Source organism: Streptomyces sp. CAI-85 (genome assembly GCF_013363615.1).
In the GTDB taxonomy this organism is placed as follows: domain Bacteria; phylum Actinomycetota; class Actinomycetes; order Streptomycetales; family Streptomycetaceae; genus Streptomyces; species Streptomyces antibioticus_B.
Genome location: NZ_JAANNX010000013.1, coordinates 141,094 through 158,559, shown reverse-complemented (window position 1 = coordinate 158,559; position 17,466 = coordinate 141,094). Strand labels below are relative to the sequence as shown.

Sequence of the window (17,466 nt, the reverse complement as noted above, 5' to 3'; positions counted from 1 at the left end):
AGCCCCCCAGATGAAGAACTCAGCACTACTCGTCCGCACCGCGCTCGGACCGGCCATCGGCGGCACCCTCTTCTACGTCGCCGCCCACTACCTGCCGCCGACGCCCTACTGGGACGGCTTCCTGCGGGTGCTGCCCGCCGGTCTGCTGCTGCTGGCGATCCGCCCCGCCCTGCCCCGCGGCTCCTGGTGGTGGAAGTCGCTGGTGCTCGGCATGCTCAACATGGGCCTGTTCACCGTGTTCCTGCTGATCTCCGCGCAGCGGCTGCCCGGCGGTGTGGCGGCCACCCTCAACTCGACGTCGAGCCTGGTGGCCATCGCCGTCGCGTCGGTGGTCCTCAAGGAGAAGATCCGGCCGCACCACTACATCGCCTGTGTGGTCGGGGTGATCGGGGTCGCGCTGCTCGTGCTGCGCAGCTCGGCGTCCCTGGACGCGATCGGCGTCCTGGCCGGTGTCGGCAGCGCCTCCAGCATGGGCATCGGCAGCGTCCTGGCCCGTAAGTGGGGGCGTCCGGAGGGCGTGCACAGCCTCACCACCGCGGGCTGGACCCTGCTCGGCGCGGCCGTCTTCCTGCTGCCCCTGGCCTTCCTCTTCGAGGGCGCGCCGCCGAGCTTCAGCGGCAAGGAGCTGTTCGGTCTCGCCTGGGCCGCGTTCGTGGTCGGCGCGCTCGGCTTCGCCCTCTTCCTCTCCGGCGTCCAGCGGCTGCCGGTCTCGCAGTCCGCGCCGCTGCCCCTGATGAACCCGGTCACCGCGGCCATCCTCGGCTGGGTGGCGGTCGGGGAGCGGCTCACCCTGCCGCAGTTGCTCGGCGGTGTGCTGGTCTGCGCGGCGATCGTCCTGGTCGCCAACCCGAATCTGCTGGGCCGTTTCTTCACCAAGCCGGAGCCTGTCGAGGTCACGGCTGCCGCCAGCGACGACCCCAAGACCGTCGGGTCGGCGTCCTAGCCCGCGGCCCGGCCGCTTACGGAGATACGGGAGAAGGCATGGAGAACTACGACGTCGTCGTGGTCGGCGGTGGCCCCACCGGGCTGGTGACGGCCGGGCTGCTCGCCCGGGCCGGGGCGCGGGTCCTGGTCGCCGAACGCCGGCCGCACCGCGGGGACCGTCCCAAGGCGGTCGTGCTGCACGCGCCGACCCTGGAACTGCTCGACGCCCTCGGGCTGCTGGACGACGTGGTGGCCCGCAGCATTCCGCTGGAACGATTCGCCTTCCGCGTCAGCGGCGGGGCGGAATTCACCGCCGAGATGACCGGGATGGACTCTCATCTCGACGGCTACCGGAATCTTCCGCAGCCCGTCCTCGAAGGACTCCTGGAGAAATACGCGCTGGAATACGGTGCCCATATCGAGCGGGGTGTCGGATATCTTTCCCACGAGGTGACGGATTCCGGGGCGACCGTCCGTTTCGACGGCCGTGAGGACGTCCGCTGTGCGTATCTGGTCGGCGCCGACGGGCCGCGCAGCGCCGTACGGGAGTCCCTGGGCGTGGCCATGACCGGCCGCAGTCTGACCACGAGCTATCTGCTCGTCGAGGGCGTGCCCGAGGAGCTGGTGGGCCGCGACGAGGTCGGCGTGCACGTCGGCGAGCAGGGCATGGTCACGATGATGCCGATCCCCGGTGACCAGGTGCTCGTCGCCGGTCCCGCGGTGGCCGGGCTGGCTCTGGAACGTGGTGCCGAGGTGCCGTGGAGCACGATCGCCGAGGCTGTCGAGACGCTCGGTTTCGGCAGCCGGCTGCGGCTCGCGGAGGCCGTGCGCACCAGCCACTACTCGGTGGACCTGAGGGTCGCCGACCGTCTGGTGACCGGCCGGGTCGCGCTGGCCGGGGATGCCGCGCATCTCAACACCCCGGCCGGCGGGCAGGGTCTCAATCTCGGTATCGGTGATGCCGTCGCGCTTTCCTGGCGAATTCTCGCGGCCCTGAAGAACGACGATCCGGATCTTCTTCTGGGATATGATCCGGAACGTCGTGAATTCTCCGCCAAGGTCGGCCGTACGACATTCCTGGCGCCGCTGATCGAGCGGATCCGCTCGGTCGACGAGCATTCCCGGCCGGCCGTTCAGCGGGAGCTGGACGAACTGGCGCTGTGCTGGAGCCAGCTCTATCCCGGCGAGGAGAACTGGCGCGCCGGCGGTCGCTATGAGTTGGGGGTCGGGGCGCGGGTGCCTGCCCGGATCCGCGCCGACGGGCGGCTCCTTCCCTTCCTCGACCCCCACGACCGGGCGGACGCGTCGACGCTGCTGTGGTTCGACGGGGCGCCTCCCGAGGATCTCGTGGCGATCGAGAGCGGTGCCGCGCTGCCTCCGGTGCGTGAGGTGCGCCGGGTCGCGGCGCCCGCCGGTGACCGGGTCACCGTGCCCGAGGGCGCTCGCGGTCTCCTCGTCCGGCCGGACCGGCGGGTGGCGCGGGTGCTGGGGAAGCCTGCCTCGGGCCGCCTGTGAGAACGACTTTGGCCATCTCTGCACAGAACATCCCTTACAGACCAAGAGAGTTGGGATCCGCGTGACCACAACCGCCGCTGCCCGCACCACCGATGAGACCGTGGACGCGTTCTTCGCCGCGTTCGGTGCCGGGGACTCCGAGGCGCTCCTCGGGCAGTTCGCCGACACCGTCGACTTCCGGGTCTCCGGCGCCCCGAACGTGCCCTGGGCCGGCTCCCGTTCCACCAAGGCCGAGATCGCCGAGTTCTTCGGGCTCTTCCCGCAACTCCTCAGCGGGCCCGAGTCGTTCGAGATCACCACGCGGATCGGTCAGGGCGAGGACGCCGTCGTCATCGCCGACTGCGTCTTCGAAGTGACCGCCACCAGGAAGAAGTTCCGCAACAGGTACGCGCTGCACTTCACGGTCGTGGACGGCCGTATCGCCCGCTACCACATGTACGAGGACAGCTACGCGATCCACGAGGCGTTCACCGCCTGATCTCGGCGACCCCGTTTTATCAGCGCATTTACCGAAAGAGAGAAGCACATGTCGTTTCCCGCCATGCCCAAGGCAGTTCACCAGTTCTACGCCGGTTCGCTGGCCGCCGACGCCGAGCTGTGGGGTGCCGGGTTCGCCGAGGACGCGCTCTTCCACGACCCGGTCGGCAGCGAGCCGATCCGCGGCCGTGAGGCGATCCTCGCCAAGCTGCGCAAGGTGATCCCGCTGTTCGACCCGTTCATCGGCATCACCCCGATCGAGGCGTACACCACCGGCGGCGAGACCGCGGTGTCCTGGCGCGGCGCCGTCGTCACCACCGACGGCAACCCCGTCAACTGGTCCGGCATCTCGGTGTTCCGCCTCGATGACGAGGGTCTGATCGCCGAGGCGCGCCTGTACTTCCACCACGGCGTCTTCTCCGCGCAGGCGCAGCTCGCCGGTCACTGAGCAGTCCCGCCGTCCGCGCCGGCTTGTCCGGGCCGGCGCGGACGGCGGTCATCGAATCCGAAGGGGGAGGATTTCATGCAGGCCGACGGCCTCATACAGGGACTTCGACTCGACAGCGTCGACGACGTCCTCGGGGACCGCCAGGGGCGGTTCTTCGGGGAGGGCTTCAAGCGGGTGGGCTACTCGCTGGCCGACATCACCGTCGTACCGGAGGATGCGCCCGGTGCGCCCGGTGCGCCTGGCGGGTCCGGTACGAAGGGGCAGGTGCACGCCACCGCCGGGATCCATCTGCCCGACACCTGGTCGCGCAAGGGCGAGACCCTTCAGCGGCCGCATCTGTCGACGCTCGACGGGATGATCCTGGCCGCCCGGCTCACCGGGCTGTACGTCGCGCACGCGCGGCGGCTCGGTGCCGACGCGCGCTTCCGGGTCCGCGGGGTGCGCATCAAGGCGGGCAACGCTCCCGACGAGGAGGGTCTGGAACGGTTCCCGGTGTCCGCCCGGTTCCGTTCGGCTGTCGTATCCGCCGAGTCCCGCGGCCTGTCCACGACCACCATGGACTGCACGATCGGCGCGATGAGCGTGCAGGTCGAGGCCGAGCACCCCACGGGTGTCGAGCACCGGGCGGAGGGTCGCTACGGTGACTCGGCCGAGCTGGACGGGCTCTGGAACCACGCCCCGTTCGGGGTCTCCCACCACGAGCGCGCCCAGTTCCTGGAGGACGTCGTCGCGGACGCCTCCGCCGGGACGGCCGACGCCCGGCTCACCCTCGTGGACGGCCAGGACGTGCCGAAGGGACAGGCGCCCACGGCGGTCGACCTGTTCGTCTGCGCGCTCCAGCTCGGGCAGGTGCTGCTCTACGAGCTGGACGATCTGACGCGGGCCGGCTCCAACACGCTGTGGATGCGGCGGACTTCGATCGAGGTCACCCCCGTGCCGGACGGCGCGTCCGGCTCCGACGGCCGTTTCCGGGTCCTGCTGGGGCGGAGCAACGCTCTGCCCACCGCCGAGGGCACCTGGCGCACCGCGCGGATCACCGCGTCCCTCGGGGACCTGCGGATGAGCTGCGACGTCGCCCATCTGCTGCCCTGAGCCCAGCCGCCGACCCTTCAGGAAGCGATCACCGTGGACAACACAGCCGTCGCGCTGGTCGGCCTGGGCAGCTATCTGCCGCCGCAGCGCATCTCCAACGAGACCCTCTGCGCCCGTCTCGACACCACCGACGAGTGGATCACCAGCCGTACCGGCATCAAGAACCGGCACTGGGCCGGGCCCGGGGTCGCCACCGGTGACCTCGCCGTCGAGGCCGGGCACCGCGCCCTCAAGTCCGCCGGTCTGGAGCCCGGGACCGGCGCGGTCGACCTGGTCGTCCTGGCCACCACCACCCCCGACAACCCCTGCCCCGCGACCGCCCCCGACGTGGCCTCCCGGCTCGGTCTCGGCCATGTGCCGGCCTACGACATCGCCGCGGTGTGCTCCGGGTTCCTCTACGCGCTCGCGGCCGCCTCGGCCCACATCCACACGGGCCTGGCGAAGCGAGCCCTGGTCATCGGGGCCGAGACCTACTCCACCATCCTCAACCCCGCCGACCGCACCACCAACGTGATCTTCGGCGACGGCGCCGGGGCGGTCGTGCTCTCCGCGGTGCCCGCCGACGAGGGCGACGGGAACGGGCTGCTGCTCGACATGGACCTCGGGTCCGACGGCACCGGCCGGAACCTGATCACGATCCCGGCCGGCGGTTCGCGCCAGCGCGCCACCACACCGGTCCCGGCGGACGACGAGCAGTACTTCACGATGCAGGGCAAGAAGGTCTTCACCCAGGCCGTCAACCGGATGACGGAGTCCTCGCGGACCGTCCTCGACCGGCTGGGCTGGAGCGCCGACCAGGTCGACTGGCTGGTGGGCCATCAGGCCAACGTCCGCATCCTCAACTCGGTGGCCCGCGGCCTCGGCATCCCCGAGGAACGCGCGGTCATCAACCTCGACAAGGTCGGCAACACCTCCGCGGCCTCCATTCCGCTGGCCCTCGCCGACGCGGCCGCGGACGGCTCCCTGCGGCCCGGCGCCCGGGTCCTGCTGACCGCGTTCGGCGGCGGCCTCACCTGGGGGTCCGTCGCGCTGACCTGGCCGGACATCGTTCCCGCCTGACCAGCCGTACCCCTTTTCTCCTCCTCCCCACGCCCAGAAAGGCGACGATCCCTCATGACCACGTCCACGCTGCCCCTGGCCGACGTCCTGCTCGACATCCTGCGCACCGACTACGAGGTCCCGGAGGACATCGACGTCGACACCGACTTCGAGAGCATGGAGTTCGACTCCCTGGTCCTCGTCGAGTTCGCCGTGGCCCTCTCGCGCCGTTTCGACGTCGACGTCGAGGACCACGAACTCCAGGAGGCCGCCACCGTCGCCGGCACCGCGGAGCTGCTCAGGTCCAAGGGCATCCAGGGCTGACCCGCACCTTCCTCCCCAGGAGAGACCATGAGCCGCCCCGCCCCCGGTCCCCGACGCCTCGCCTTCTTCGACGTCGACGGCACCCTCACCACGGCCACCACGCTCTTCCGTTTCCTGCGCTACTACCTCGCCGCCCAGGGCCACGGCCCCCGGGTGTACGAGCAGCGGCGCCAGGAGCTGAAGGCGATGACCGCCGTGGGGGTGCCCCGCGAGGCCACGAACCGGGCCTACTTCACCAACTTCCGTGACGCCGACGCGGCGACCGTGACCCGGCTCGGCCGGGCCTGGTTCGAGGCGGAGCTGGTGCGGGGCGGTCTGCTCAACCCGAGCGCGGTGGACGCCCTGCGCGGGCACGTCGCGCGCGGGGAGACCGTCGTCCTCGTCTCGGGGTCCTTCCCCGCGGTGCTCTGGCCGCTCGCCGAGCACCTCGGGGTGACCGACGTCTGGGCCACGCTGCCCGAGATCACCGACGGGCGGTACACCGGGCGCCTGTCGCGCGAACCGATGATCGGCCCGGTCAAGGCCGAGGCGGCGCGCCTGGCCGCCTCGGTCCACGGCGCCGACCTCGCCGACTGCTTCTCCTACGGCGACCATCTCTCCGACCTGCCGATCCTCGAAGCCGTGGGCACACCGGTCGTGGTGTCCGGTGACCCACGGCTCGACGAGCGGGCGCGGCTGCGCGGCTGGACCGTCCTGCCCGGCGCTCCTGAGGCGCCGGAACTGGAGCTGGGCGCGGGCGTGTCGTCCACCCTCTAGGCGCCCGGGGTGCCTTGCTCGTCGCCTCGGTCGGTCAGGCCGCCGCGCTGCCCAGCAGGCGCATGGTGTGGGCCGCCGAGGCGAGTGTCATATGGCGGTGCCAGCCGCAGAAGGAGCGTCCGACGAAGTCCCGGGTGCCCGTCCGGCCGGCCCCGAGGTTCTGGTCCAGGGCCACCCTGCGGGTGAGTTTCGTCAGCCGCACCAGCTCGTCCGGCGCCGCGTCGACCAGGTCGGTGACCCAGATCTGCGCCGGGGTGCGCTGGCCGGGGTGCCATTCGCCGAGGAGCAGCAGCGGACGGTGGACATCCGGTCGACGGGCGCCCTGTCGGTCGTAGGGCAGCCGGACCCGTACGGCGGTCACCCAGGAGGTGTGGGTCAGGCCGCGGTTGCCCGGGTCCGCCCACTCGACTTCGCGCCGGGCCGACCGTACGGAGTCGAGGATGCTCGCGGCCGGTGCTGAGGCGGGAGTCGAGCCAGGCGCCGGGGCGTCGTCCGGCACGAACCGGTCGGTCGCCGAGGTGCGGGCCAGGACGGGCAGCCCGGCGGTGAGGAAACGATGCGCCGACTGCCAGTCGGTGCCGCCGCGCAGGTCCATCAGCACCGGCCGGGGCGGGAGTTGCCAGTCGCGGGCCGCCTCCAGGACGGCGGCGGGGCCGCACTGTTCGACGGGCTCGTAGGACAGGGCGGGCGGGATCTCGGCCCGGGTGCGCAGTTCGGCGTCCTCCATCCAGTGGCGGGGCATGAACAGCCGCCAGTTGACGGGGGCGCTGAAGCCGGCGGAGGCGTACCAGGCGGCGAACGCCCGCTGCCCGCTGACGGTCCGGCCCGCACGGGTGTCGGCGAAACGGTCCACCCCGACGGTGTGTTCGCCCGCCTTGGGGATCGTCACGGCGTGCAGCACCCATGCCCGCGGCGGGCGCACCCGCTCCAGGAACCCGGCGTGCGCGGCGCGCATGGGCGCCCAGTCCCAGGTCGAACCGCTGATGAAGTGGTGCAGCCGCTGTTCCTCGTCCGGCAGGCCGAGCGAGAGGGCGATGTTGCGGACGGACTTGCGGCCGTCGGCCAGCAGCAGACCGCGCAGATAGTGCTCGCCGCGCACCCGCTGGTCCCTTCTGCTGAGCGAGGAGAAGAGCGTCTCCAGCAGCTCTTCCCTGCTTCTGCGCACCTCGTCACGGCGCTGCCGCGTGCGTGGGTCGGGTCGTATGCCGTGCCGTGTGCCATGGAGTGTGCCGTGGCGTGCGTCGAGTCGCGGGTCGCGGGCCGGGTGGATCACGGTGCTCATGTCTGTTCCCCCTTGGATGCCGGTCCGGATCGGGACCGGCCATCCTTGAAAAATATAGAGCACTCGTTTTGTTTTGGCACCCTGCTCAGGTGCTGCGGCGCGCGATGCCGTGCTGGACCAGGGCCCACAGGCGGGTGATCTCCTGCCCGGGGTCGGAGTCGGGGTCGGGGTCGAGGTCGGGGCGCCGCCCCGGGCGGCGGGACTCGGCTGCCGTCAGCAGATGGTCCGCCAGTGCCGTGACCAGGCCGGGTTCCGCCCCGGGAGCGAGTTCGCCGCGGATGTCGGCCTGGGCGACGAGCGCGGTGAGCCGTGGTGTCCACGCCTCGTGCCAGCGTGCGGCGATGTCCGGCCGTTCCCGGGCCAGCAGGGCGCCGGCCCGGACCACGACGTCCTCGCGAAGCAGCACGGTGAGCGCGCACAGCAGGGTTCCCACGGCGTGCAGCGGGGAGTCGTCCTCCCGGGCGGCCGCCTCGGCGACGGCTCTCGCGGTCGCCGAGCCGGCCTCCACGACGGCCTCGGCCAGGCCGCTCTTGTCGCGGAAGTGGAAGACCAGGGCCCCGACGGAGACCGCGCTCGACCGGCAGATGGCGGCGAGGCTGGCCCCCCGGTAGCCCTGGGCGTCGATGCACTCGGCGGCCCCGCGGATGATGGCTTCGCGGGTGCGCGCCGCCCTGACCTGCACCGTCGCACTCCTTCCGTGGGTCCGCCAGGAAGGTGGGTCCGTCAGGAAGGTATACGAGCGCAGGGCCATATTTCAAAGCGATCGTTCTTTATTTTTCTGACCTTCAGGGGGCGGCTCCCCGGGTCAGTGCGTGGCGGTCGCCCCGCCGTCCACCGGTACGGCCGCTCCCGTGACGAACGAGGAGCGGTCGCTGCACAGCCAGGCGGCGGCCCGGGCCACCTCCACCGGATCGGCCATGCGCCGCTGGATCGCGGCCGCGGCGAAGGTCTCCTCCAGCTCCGGTGCCTGCTGGAGGACCTGCACCATCATCTCGGTCCGGGTGGCGCCCACGACCAGCGCGTTGACGCGGATGCCCTGGTCGCCGTAGTCCGCGGCGGCCGCCTTGGTCAGGCCGATGACCGCGTGCTTGGCGGCCACGTAGGCGGCCGAGGCGCCGGTGGCCGCGGTGCCCGCCACGCTGGAGGTGTTGACGACGGCGCCGCCGCGGCCGGAGGCGAGCATGGCGGGTATCTGGTGGCGCAGGCAGTTCCACACCCCGCGCACGTTGACGTCGAGGGTGCGGTCGTACGTCTCGTCGTCGATCTCGTGCAGCGGGACGCCCGCGGTGGCGTAACCGGCGTTGTTGAAGGCGGCGTCGAGGTGGCCGAAGGTCTCGACGGCCCGGCCGACCGCCTGGGCCACGTCCTTGCCCTCGGCCACGTCCCCGGGCACGGCGAGGGCGCGGCCGCCCCCGGCGCGGATCTCCCGGGCGAGTGCTTCGAGGGGTTCCGCGCGCCGGGCCATGAGGACGACGGCCGCGCCCTCGGCGGCGAACTGCCGGGCGGCGGCGGCCCCGATGCCGCTGGAGGCGCCGGTGATCATCGCGACTCTGCCGTTCAGCACGTCAGACCTCCCAGGTGGTGCCGGCGGCGGCCTCGGCGTCGATCCGCCGCAGCAGGTCCTCGTCGATCAGGTCGAGGCGGTCCACGAGGTGGCGCACCCCTGCCTCCCGCATCAGTCGGCGCTGGAAGCCGTGGGGGAAGGAGCTGGGCAGGCCGATGAACGGGGTGCCCAGGGCGCGCGCGGACTCGGCGACGCGGGCCACGTCGTCGACGAAGACCGCCTCGTCGTGCTCCAGGCCGAAGACGTCCGCGGTGATCTCGTGGATGCCGGGCCGGATGTCGTTGGTGCAGACGTAACCGGGGCCGTCGAAGAGGCCGGCGTGCTCGCCGAGGAAGCGGTCGAAGTGGTCCTTCGCCAGACCGCCGTAGCAGACCGTGCGCAGGCCCAAGTGACGAAGGAGGCGCAGCAGTTCGACCGCGCCGTCGGTCACCGTCACGGGGTGGTCGGCGAGATGGCGGTCGCGGTCCTCGAAGTAGGCGGCCAGGGCCTGTTCGCCGGTGAGGCCGCCGCCGATCGCCTCCGCCATGCGCAGGCCCGCGATGTGCTGCGGCTGCGAGAAGATGGAACGTTCCGTCTCGGCGGTGTACTCCCCGCCCCTGCTGACCACGAAGTGGTGGATGACCGGGCTGAACGTGTCGTTCAGCAGCACCCCGTCGATGTTGAGCGCGGCGAGCCGCAGCTTGGTGAATTCCCCCATGTTCCCTCCCGAGAGCGTGCCTGACGTACGGGCCTCGCGAACGGCCGTGCGCACCTGTCGGTGCGGTCGGCGTGTGCCCGTGCGTCGTTGCCCTGGGCAGGCGTCGGCGGTGGTCCTCGGCGACGCCGCCCTCGGCGGTCGCCGGATCCGCCCGTGCCGCGGGTCACCGGGGAGCCGAGGGGCGCGTCCGGTGCGCGGGGCCGGTCAAGCGGTCGGACTTGCTTCCGGAAGGGTGCCATAGACGGCGGCCCGCCCGCGCTCCGGATCGATCTTGACGCGGATGGCTATGGCGGGGACGGCGACGCCCGGGAGCAGCAGTTTCCACATGCGCACCGCGCGCTGCGGCAGATCCGCGCGGCCGGTCGCGGCGGCGGCGAAGAGCTGCATGCCGGTACAGGTCTCGACGACGAGTTCGGCCAGTTCCGCCGGGTCGACCCCGGCCTGGAGCTCGCCCCGCGCCTCGGCGGTGACCAGGCACTCCTGCATGATCGTCGCCCACTCCTCGTACGGGCGGGCCGCGTCCTCCATGCCGAACGCGCTCTGTTCCGTGGTCAGCCGGACGCCGGCCCGCAGCAGGGTGCTGGTCTGGAGCTGGTGCGACCAGATCATGGTGATGTCGACCAGCCGCTGGAGCCCTTCGGAGGTCAGCAGCGGGACGATGGTCTCGGACTGGGCCTGCATGACCGCGCGGGCCAGGGTCTCCTTGGACCCGAAGTGGAAGTAGAGGGCGCCGGCGGTGGTGCCGGAGCGCTCCAGGATGCGGTTGATGCTGGCCCCGGCGTAGCCCAGTTCGTCGAAGACGGCCGCCGCCGCGTGCAGGATCGCCTCGCGGGTCTCCACGGCCCGTTGCTGCTTGAGCTGTCTCATTGCCCCTCCAAAAACAGAACGATCGTTATATTCTCCCTGTATGGGTGTTCTGTCCAGAGGCTTCCCTGATGTCCTTGAGGAATGTGAGGTCGTGCGCGGGTCCGGAGGAACGTCGACGGCCGCCGCCTTGGCAGTGTATTGGCTATCTCTTTGCCGGGCCATGGTCATGCGGAACCGAGCGCTCTTTATGTTTGGTGGATCCCCGGCCTCCTGACCGTGGCCGGGGTGGGTCACCTAGGGGGGAAGGTCCGCGTGTCCGCTATTGCCATGGCCGCAGATATGGCCGCAGATATGGCCGACGAGGCCGCTGTTCGACTCACGCCCGACGCCACGGCCGGGATTCCGGTCACGGCCGCGTACGTGCACAAGGTGGAGGCGTCGGAGGTCCTCCTCAGGGAGGCGTGGGCCACGGGGGACGACACCTACCGGATCAGGGCCGACTGGCCGCGGAGCCACGGCTTCTACACCTCCCGTCATGGCCTGCACGACCCTCTTCTGCTCGCCGAGACGGTCCGCCAGGCGGTGCCGCTGCTCAGCCACGCCGGCTTTGGCGCGCCCTTCGGCCACCGTCAGTCGTGGAGCAGTCTGAACTATGCCCTCACGCCCGCCGCACTGGCGGTCGGCGAGGACGACACCGAGATCGAGCTGCGTGTGGCCTGCCGGGACGTCGTACGCCGGGCCGGCCGGCTGGCGTCGATGAACCTCCAGGTCGAGATCGTGCGGGACGGCACGCGCGTGGGCACCGTCCGCACCCGCTTCGCCAACCACCCCCCGGCCCTCTACGAGCGGATCCGCGGCCCCTACGCCGACCTCGCCGGGGCCACCGCCCGCGCGCTGCCCCCGGCCCCGCCGGTGGATCACGCGCGCGTGGGGCGCGAGCACCCGGCCGATGTCGTCCTCGCGGCGTCGGACGTGCCGGGGCGCAGCCGGCTGCGGGTCGATCTGCGGCACCCGGTGCTCTTCGACCATCCGGTGGACCACGCGCCGGGCATGCTGCTGCTGGAGGCGGCCCGCCAGGCGGCGCAGGCGGTGGCCCATCCGCGGCCGGTCGTGGCGGTCGGCATGGACACCCTCTTCACCCGCTACTGCGAACTCGACGCGGAGTGCTGGATCCACGCCGGTCTGCTCGACTCCCCCGACTCGGGGACGACTCGGGCGGTGGTGTCGCTGGTGCAGAACGATCTGTGCGTGTTCTCCGGGGTCATCACGCTGAGGGAGATGGGGATGGAGATGGAGATGGAGATGGCGGGGGCTTGAGGCTGGTGGGCGGTTGGGCTTGGGGGCGGCTGTGTCTGGGGGGAGGGGGGAGGGGGAGGGCTCAGCCAGGAGGGTTGAGGCTGGCGGGCGTTGTGGCCGGGGGGCTGAGCCGGGTGGGGCTGATGCTTGCGGGCGGTTGTGGGTTGCGCCTGGGGGTCTCTGAGCTGGGTGGGGGCTGAGCCGGGCGGGGGGCGAGTCCGGCAAGTGGCTGTGCCTGGCGGGTGTGTCTGGCGGGGGGCGGGTCCGGCAAGTGGGTGTGCCTGGCGGGTGTGCCGGGTCCGGCAGGCGGGGGCGTCTGGCGGGCGGGTGCGCTTGGTGGGGGCCGGGTTCGGCAGGTGGGTGCGCTTGGCGGGGGCCGGGTTCGGCAGGTGGGGTGCATCCCGTGGGGGCTCGTGGCTTGTGGGGCGGGTCGGGTGATGGGGTTGTCCACAGGGTGGGAGTTGTCCACAGGGGCTGACGCCTTTCGGGCCCCGGGCGGTACGGTCGGCACGAATTGATCGACGTACTTGTGCGGGGGAGGCGGTCGCTGTGACCGGGGCCGGCGGAGAAGTGACGGGCGGGGCGGGCAGGTTGCCCAAGGTCAGGGGGTTCGCGGAGTGGCCCTCGGCGGGGTCGCCCAAGGCGGAGGGCAAGGCCCTGCGCACCGGTGTGCCGAGGGCCGCGCACGCCGCGCTCGACCTGGACGCCGCCCGCCCGGACGCGGTGGCCGCGGTCGAGGAGTCCAGCCGCGGCCGGCTCCCCGAGCTGACGCCGATACGGGTCGGCCGGATGGCGGCGACCCCCTTCGCCTTCCTGCGCGGCGCGGCCGGACTGATGGGCCATGACCTGGCCCGCACCCCGATGACCCGGATCCGCGCGCAGATCTGCGGTGACGCGCACGCGGCCAACTTCGGTCTGTACGGGGACGCGCGGGGCGGTCTGGTCATCGACCTGAACGACTTCGACGAGACCGTCGAGGGGCCCTGGGAGTGGGACCTCAAGCGGCTCGCCGCCTCGCTCGTCCTCGCCGGCCGGGTGGCCGGCGCCGACGAGGACACCTGCCGTGCGGCGGCCCTCGGCGCGGCCGCCTCCTACCGGCACACGATGCGGCTGCTGGCCAGGCTCCCGGCCCTGGACGCGTGGAACGCGATCGCCGACGAGGAGCTGGTCTCCCACGCCGACGCCCATGACCTGGTGGGCACCTTGCAGCGGGTCTCGGAGAAGGCGCGGGCCAACACGAGCGGGCGGTTCGCCGCGAAGTCGACCGAGCCGGCCGAGGGCGGCGGCCGCCGTTTCGTGGACGCGCTGCCGGTGCTGCGCCGGGTGCCCGACGCGGAGGCGGCGGCGGTGGCCGCGTCCCTGGAGGAGTACCTGACCACGCTCTCCGAGGACCGTCACCCCCTGCTGGCCCGGCACGCGGTGCACGACGTCGCCTTCCGTATCGTCGGCACGGGCAGCGTGGGCACGCGCTCGTACGTCGTGCTGCTGCTGGACCACCGCGGTGAGCCGCTGGTGCTCCAGGTGAAGGAGGCCCGCGCGTCGGCCCTGGTCCCGCATCTGGCGACGGCCGGGTTCGAGACCCCGGAGGCCGGGCACGAGGGGCGCCGGGTGGTGCTGGGCCAGAAGCGGATGCAGGTCGTCAGTGACGTCCTGCTGGGCTGGACGACCGTCGCCGGACTCCCTTATCAGGTGCGGCAGTTCCGTAACCGCAAGGGCAGTGTCGACCCGGCCGCGCTCGCCGCCGACCAGATCGACGACTACGGGCGGATGACCGGTGCGCTCCTGGCGCGGGCCCACTCCCACAGCGCGGACCCGCGGCTGATCGCCGGCTACTGCGGCAAGAGCGACGAACTCGACGAGGCGATCGCCACGTTCGCCGTCGCCTACGCCGATCTCACCGAGTCCGACCACGCGGACCTGGAGAAGGGGATCAAGGCGGGGCGGATCGCGGCGGAGACGGGGGTGTGAAGGGGGTGAGCGGCTGGTGAGGTACGTCGAACTCGGCGCGGCGGCGGTGTCGTCGTCGGCGGTGTCCTCGGCTGCGGTGTCGTCGTCGGGGACGGCGACGGAGGCAGGGGGCGCGGCCGGGGTCCTGGACCCCGGGCCCTATCTGGCGGTGCTGCCCGGGCTGGCGGAGCGGCTGCCCCCGGGCGCCCGGGCCTTCGCCACGGACCCCGGGCACTACGCCTTCGGCGGCAGGCGGTGCGTGAAGGACCTCAGACCGGGCGAGGTCCGTCGTACCGGGGACGAGACCGTCGAGATCCGCTTCGGCCACAACTGCTGGAAGCACGACGAGGACCTGGTCGTCCGCTACCGGGGCGTCGTCCGCTTCCAGGCCGACGTCCTCGGCGCCTGCGCCCTGGACGACCTCGGTGACGTCGTCCTCGACGAGATCCTTCCGCACCCCCACGGCTGCACCCACGAGATCGCCTGCCGTCCGGGCACCCTCGTCGTGGTCTGCCGGGACCTGGAGGCGGAGTGGACGCCAGCGGACTGCGCGCGCTCATGATCGGCGGGGCCGGTGGGCGGGTGTGTGGCCTACGCTGGTCGGGTGACGACCCCCGAAGCTGAGCAGCCGCGGCCCGAGGAGCGGCTGGAGCAGGCCGTGCGGGCCGCCGAGCAGGCGTTGATCGAGTTCGAGATAGCGGTGGAGACCTTCCGCGTCGAGGTCGAGAACTTCTCGCGGCTCCACCACCAGAAACTCGGCCCGATGTACGCCCGGCTCGACGAGCTGGACGCGCAGATAGCCGAGGCCCGGGCCGCCCGTACCGGCGATCCCGAGGATCTGCGCAAGGCGGAGGAGGCACGGGCCCGGGTGCTGCCGATGCCCGGCGTCGAGGAGCTGTTCCACGGCTGGATGGACGGCGAGGGCCTGTTCCCGGAGGCCGCGGCGATGCTCACGGACCAGACGGTGCGGCCCCCGGAGCGGGTGCGGCCCACCGAGGAGGCCCGCAAGCTCTACCGCGAGCTGGCCCGCAAGGCCCACCCGGACCTGGCGCAGGAGGAGGACGAGCGGGCCCGGCGCGAGGAGTTCATCACCCGGGTCAACGCCGCCTACGGCCGCGGTGACACGGCACAGCTCCGGGAGCTGGCCGAGGAGTGGGCGGCCGGACCGGCCCCCGCCGAGCGGCGTCCGACGCCCAGCGAGGAGCTGTACGCCCGGCTCGAATGGCTCTCCGGGCGCAAGGAGATGCTCACGCTGATCGCCCGCGATCTGGAGGAGAGCGCCATTGGCTCCATGCTGCGGATGGCCCCGGACGACCCCGACGCCCTGTTGGCCGAGATCGCCGACAAGCTGCTCGCCGAGGTCGCCGAGAAGGAGGGCGAGCTGGCTCAGCTCGTCGGCTGAGCCGGGTCGGGTAGCGTCGGGGACATGAGTTTCGGAGCTGGTGTGCCCACGGTCGGGGTCGGTGACCTCAAGGACGACGACTTCCTGCTGGACGTCCGTGAGGACGACGAGTGGCGGACGGGCCACGCCGAGGGGGCGCTGCACATCCCCATCAGCGAGTTCGTCGCCCGCTACGGCGAGCTGACGGAGGCCGCGCCGCAGGACGGGCGGGTCCATGTGATCTGCCGTTCCGGTGGCCGTTCGGCGCAGGTCACGATGTATCTGGTCCAGCAGGGCATCGACGCGGTGAACGTCGACGGCGGGATGCAGGTCTGGCAGGCAGCGGGCCGCCCGGTCGTCCGGGACGACGGACAGCCCGGCTCGGTTCTCTGAAGGTCCTGTCGCTCCGTAGCAGTGCGGCGGTTCCGTAGCGGTCCGGCCGCGGACCGTCGTTCAGCCGAGGGGGTGGGCGGCCAGCAGGTCGCCGAGTGCCTCCTCGTGCGCGGCGGCCGGTCCGAGCGACAGTTCCAGGTGCTTGGCCCAGGCGTGGTAGCGGTGCAGCGGATAGTCGACGTCGGCGCCGAACCCGCCGTGCAGATGCTGAGCGGTCTGCACGACCCGCCGTACGCCGTCGGAGGCCCAGATCTTGGCGACGGCGACGTCCCCGGCGACGGGCAGCGCGCCCGGCGCCCCGGAGGCGATCCGCCAGGCGGCCTGCCACAGGGTGACCTCCATGGCCCGCAGATCGACATAGCGGTCGGCGGCCTGTACGGCCACGGCCTGGAACGTGGCGATCGGATGCCCGAACTGCTCCCGCTTCCCGGCGTACGCGCTGGTCATGTCCAGCACCCGTTCGCCCAGCCCCAGCGCCAGCGCGCAGGTGCCGGTGGTGAGCAGCGCCCGCAGCCGGTCCCAGGCGCCGTCGGCGGTGATCATGTCCCGGGCGGCGACCCGGACCGACTCCAGCCGCAGTTCGCCCAGCCGCTCGCCGGTGGTGGAGACCTGCGGCGCGAGCGCGGTCCCCTCCTGTCCGCGGGCCAGCACGGCGAGGACGCTACGGTCGTCGCCGGTGCGTGCCGGTACGAGGAGGAAGTCCGCCTCGAAGGCCCAGGGCACCGCCGTCTGCACCCCGTCCAGCAGCCAGCCGCCGTCCCGGTCGCCGTCCGGCCGGGCGGTCACCGCGAGTTCGGCGGCGTCGTGCCCGGTGCGGCCGTGGGCGGCGACGGTCAGCACGGTCTCGCCCCGCCCGGCGCGCGCGAGCAGCGCGGACCGCAGTTCCGGCCCGCCGTCGGCCTGGACGGCGGCCGCGGCGGCGCTGTGTTCGAGGAGCGGCACCCGCGCGAGCACCCGGCCGGCCTCGCGCAGCACCAGGCAGAGCGCGACGGCGTCCAGACCGGCGCCGCCGTACTCCTCGGCCAGCAGCAGGCTCAGCAGGTCCGCGTCGGCGAGCCGGGCCCACAGCGTCCGGTCGAGGTCGTCGGCGACGGGGCGGCCCTGGGTGAGCGCGGGGCTGGGGACGCCGTCGGGCGCGACCTGGGCGAGCACCCCGCGCGCCGCCTCGGCCGCCGCCTGCTGCTCCTCGCTGAAGGTGAAGTCCACGGCCTGTCCTTCCGACGGGGACGCTGATCTGACGGTTCGTCAAGATAGAACAGGTTCTAGGAGAAGGGAACGGCCCGGAACGGCCCTCCGCGGCCCGGAACGGCCCTCCGCGGCCCGGAACGGACCTCCGCGGCCCGGAACGGACCTGAACGGCCCGGAGGGCGTCGCCGCCGGCGTCGTAGGGTGTCCACCGCTGTGGACAAGCTCACGGCCCCGGGACGGCCGGTGGCCCGGGGGAGGGCTGCGCCGAACGGGTGAGGGTGGGTACCGTTCGCGATTGCGCGGTGCGGCAAGACGACCGGAATCGGGGAACGGGGCG

At 72.3% G+C, this 17,466-nt stretch carries 19 protein-coding genes; 13 read left to right on the top strand and 6 right to left on the bottom strand.

Going from position 1 to position 17,466, the window contains the following annotated elements; translation table 11 throughout:
• Nucleotides 1-10 precede the first annotated feature (10 nt).
• From G6W55_RS17985 to G6W55_RS17955, 8 genes are all read left to right on the top strand, one after another.
• Nucleotides 11-943, top strand: a complete 933-nt coding sequence (locus tag G6W55_RS17985) for a DMT family transporter (RefSeq protein WP_175521854.1) — start codon at nucleotides 11-13, stop codon at nucleotides 941-943.
• A 38-nt stretch (nucleotides 944-981) separates the two neighbouring features.
• Nucleotides 982-2,439 carry an NAD(P)/FAD-dependent oxidoreductase gene (locus tag G6W55_RS38740; RefSeq protein WP_254876309.1) on the top strand — a complete coding sequence of 486 codons (1,458 nt, stop codon included), beginning with the start codon at nucleotides 982-984 and terminating at the stop codon, nucleotides 2,437-2,439.
• A gap of 61 nt (nucleotides 2,440-2,500) precedes the next feature.
• Nucleotides 2,501-2,917, top strand: coding sequence for a nuclear transport factor 2 family protein (locus tag G6W55_RS38735; RefSeq protein WP_309243752.1), 417 nt, complete (start codon nucleotides 2,501-2,503; stop codon nucleotides 2,915-2,917).
• 63 nt (nucleotides 2,918-2,980) lie between these two features.
• A complete protein-coding gene (locus G6W55_RS17975; RefSeq protein ID WP_175521852.1) occupies nucleotides 2,981-3,364 on the top strand; it encodes a nuclear transport factor 2 family protein in 384 nt (127 codons plus the stop codon).
• Between the two features lie 75 nt (nucleotides 3,365-3,439).
• Complete coding sequence (locus G6W55_RS17970; RefSeq protein ID WP_175521851.1) at nucleotides 3,440-4,456, top strand: AvrD family protein; 1,017 nt, start codon at nucleotides 3,440-3,442, stop codon at nucleotides 4,454-4,456.
• 33 nt (nucleotides 4,457-4,489) lie between these two features.
• On the top strand, nucleotides 4,490-5,515 hold the full coding sequence (locus G6W55_RS17965; RefSeq protein WP_078634160.1) for a beta-ketoacyl-ACP synthase III: 1,026 nt from the start codon (nucleotides 4,490-4,492) through the stop codon (nucleotides 5,513-5,515).
• Nucleotides 5,516-5,569: 54 nt separating this feature from the next.
• Complete coding sequence (locus G6W55_RS17960) at nucleotides 5,570-5,818, top strand: acyl carrier protein (RefSeq protein WP_175521850.1); 249 nt, start codon at nucleotides 5,570-5,572, stop codon at nucleotides 5,816-5,818.
• Nucleotides 5,819-5,845: 27 nt separating this feature from the next.
• Nucleotides 5,846-6,574: an HAD family phosphatase gene (locus G6W55_RS17955; protein ID WP_175521849.1), complete on the top strand. Its 729-nt coding sequence runs from the start codon at nucleotides 5,846-5,848 to the stop codon at nucleotides 6,572-6,574.
• A gap of 34 nt (nucleotides 6,575-6,608) precedes the next feature.
• On the opposite strand, the gene G6W55_RS17950 is transcribed toward G6W55_RS17955, so the two are convergent.
• From G6W55_RS17950 to G6W55_RS17930, 5 genes are all read right to left on the bottom strand, one after another.
• A complete protein-coding gene (locus tag G6W55_RS17950; protein ID WP_175521848.1) occupies nucleotides 6,609-7,856 on the bottom strand; it encodes a transposase in 1,248 nt (415 codons plus the stop codon).
• Between the two features lie 85 nt (nucleotides 7,857-7,941).
• Nucleotides 7,942-8,538: a TetR/AcrR family transcriptional regulator gene (locus G6W55_RS17945; RefSeq protein WP_175521847.1), complete on the bottom strand. Its 597-nt coding sequence runs from the start codon at nucleotides 8,536-8,538 to the stop codon at nucleotides 7,942-7,944.
• A gap of 123 nt (nucleotides 8,539-8,661) precedes the next feature.
• On the bottom strand, nucleotides 8,662-9,420 hold the full coding sequence (locus G6W55_RS17940) for an SDR family NAD(P)-dependent oxidoreductase (protein WP_175521846.1): 759 nt from the start codon (nucleotides 9,418-9,420) through the stop codon (nucleotides 8,662-8,664).
• A gap of 1 nt (nucleotide 9,421) precedes the next feature.
• Nucleotides 9,422-10,117 (bottom strand): HAD family phosphatase, encoded by a 696-nt coding sequence (locus tag G6W55_RS17935; RefSeq protein WP_175521845.1) that lies wholly within the window; start codon nucleotides 10,115-10,117, stop codon nucleotides 9,422-9,424.
• 204 nt (nucleotides 10,118-10,321) lie between these two features.
• On the bottom strand, nucleotides 10,322-10,984 hold the full coding sequence (locus G6W55_RS17930; protein WP_175521844.1) for a ScbR family autoregulator-binding transcription factor: 663 nt from the start codon (nucleotides 10,982-10,984) through the stop codon (nucleotides 10,322-10,324).
• 267 nt (nucleotides 10,985-11,251) lie between these two features.
• Here G6W55_RS17930 and G6W55_RS17925 point away from each other — a divergent pair, with 267 nt between their 5' ends.
• The 5 genes from G6W55_RS17925 to G6W55_RS17905 all read left to right on the top strand — a co-directional run bounded on the left by G6W55_RS17925 (nucleotide 11,252) and on the right by G6W55_RS17905 (nucleotide 15,941).
• Nucleotides 11,252-12,241, top strand: a complete 990-nt coding sequence (locus tag G6W55_RS17925; RefSeq protein WP_175521843.1) for a ScbA/BarX family gamma-butyrolactone biosynthesis protein — start codon at nucleotides 11,252-11,254, stop codon at nucleotides 12,239-12,241.
• 528 nt (nucleotides 12,242-12,769) lie between these two features.
• Complete coding sequence (locus G6W55_RS17920; protein WP_309243751.1) at nucleotides 12,770-14,188, top strand: DUF2252 domain-containing protein; 1,419 nt, start codon at nucleotides 12,770-12,772, stop codon at nucleotides 14,186-14,188.
• A 16-nt stretch (nucleotides 14,189-14,204) separates the two neighbouring features.
• Entirely contained in the window at nucleotides 14,205-14,729 is a 525-nt protein-coding gene (locus tag G6W55_RS17915; RefSeq protein ID WP_309243750.1) for a hypothetical protein, read from the top strand.
• Between the two features lie 42 nt (nucleotides 14,730-14,771).
• Entirely contained in the window at nucleotides 14,772-15,569 is a 798-nt protein-coding gene (locus G6W55_RS17910) for a hypothetical protein (RefSeq protein ID WP_175521842.1), read from the top strand.
• Nucleotides 15,570-15,611: 42 nt separating this feature from the next.
• Nucleotides 15,612-15,941: a rhodanese-like domain-containing protein gene (locus G6W55_RS17905; RefSeq protein ID WP_030781497.1), complete on the top strand. Its 330-nt coding sequence runs from the start codon at nucleotides 15,612-15,614 to the stop codon at nucleotides 15,939-15,941.
• Between the two features lie 60 nt (nucleotides 15,942-16,001).
• Here G6W55_RS17905 and G6W55_RS17900 read toward each other — a convergent pair whose 3' ends face one another.
• Nucleotides 16,002-17,147 (bottom strand): acyl-CoA dehydrogenase family protein, encoded by a 1,146-nt coding sequence (locus tag G6W55_RS17900; RefSeq protein ID WP_175521841.1) that lies wholly within the window; start codon nucleotides 17,145-17,147, stop codon nucleotides 16,002-16,004.
• Between the last annotated feature and the right edge of the window lie 319 nt (nucleotides 17,148-17,466).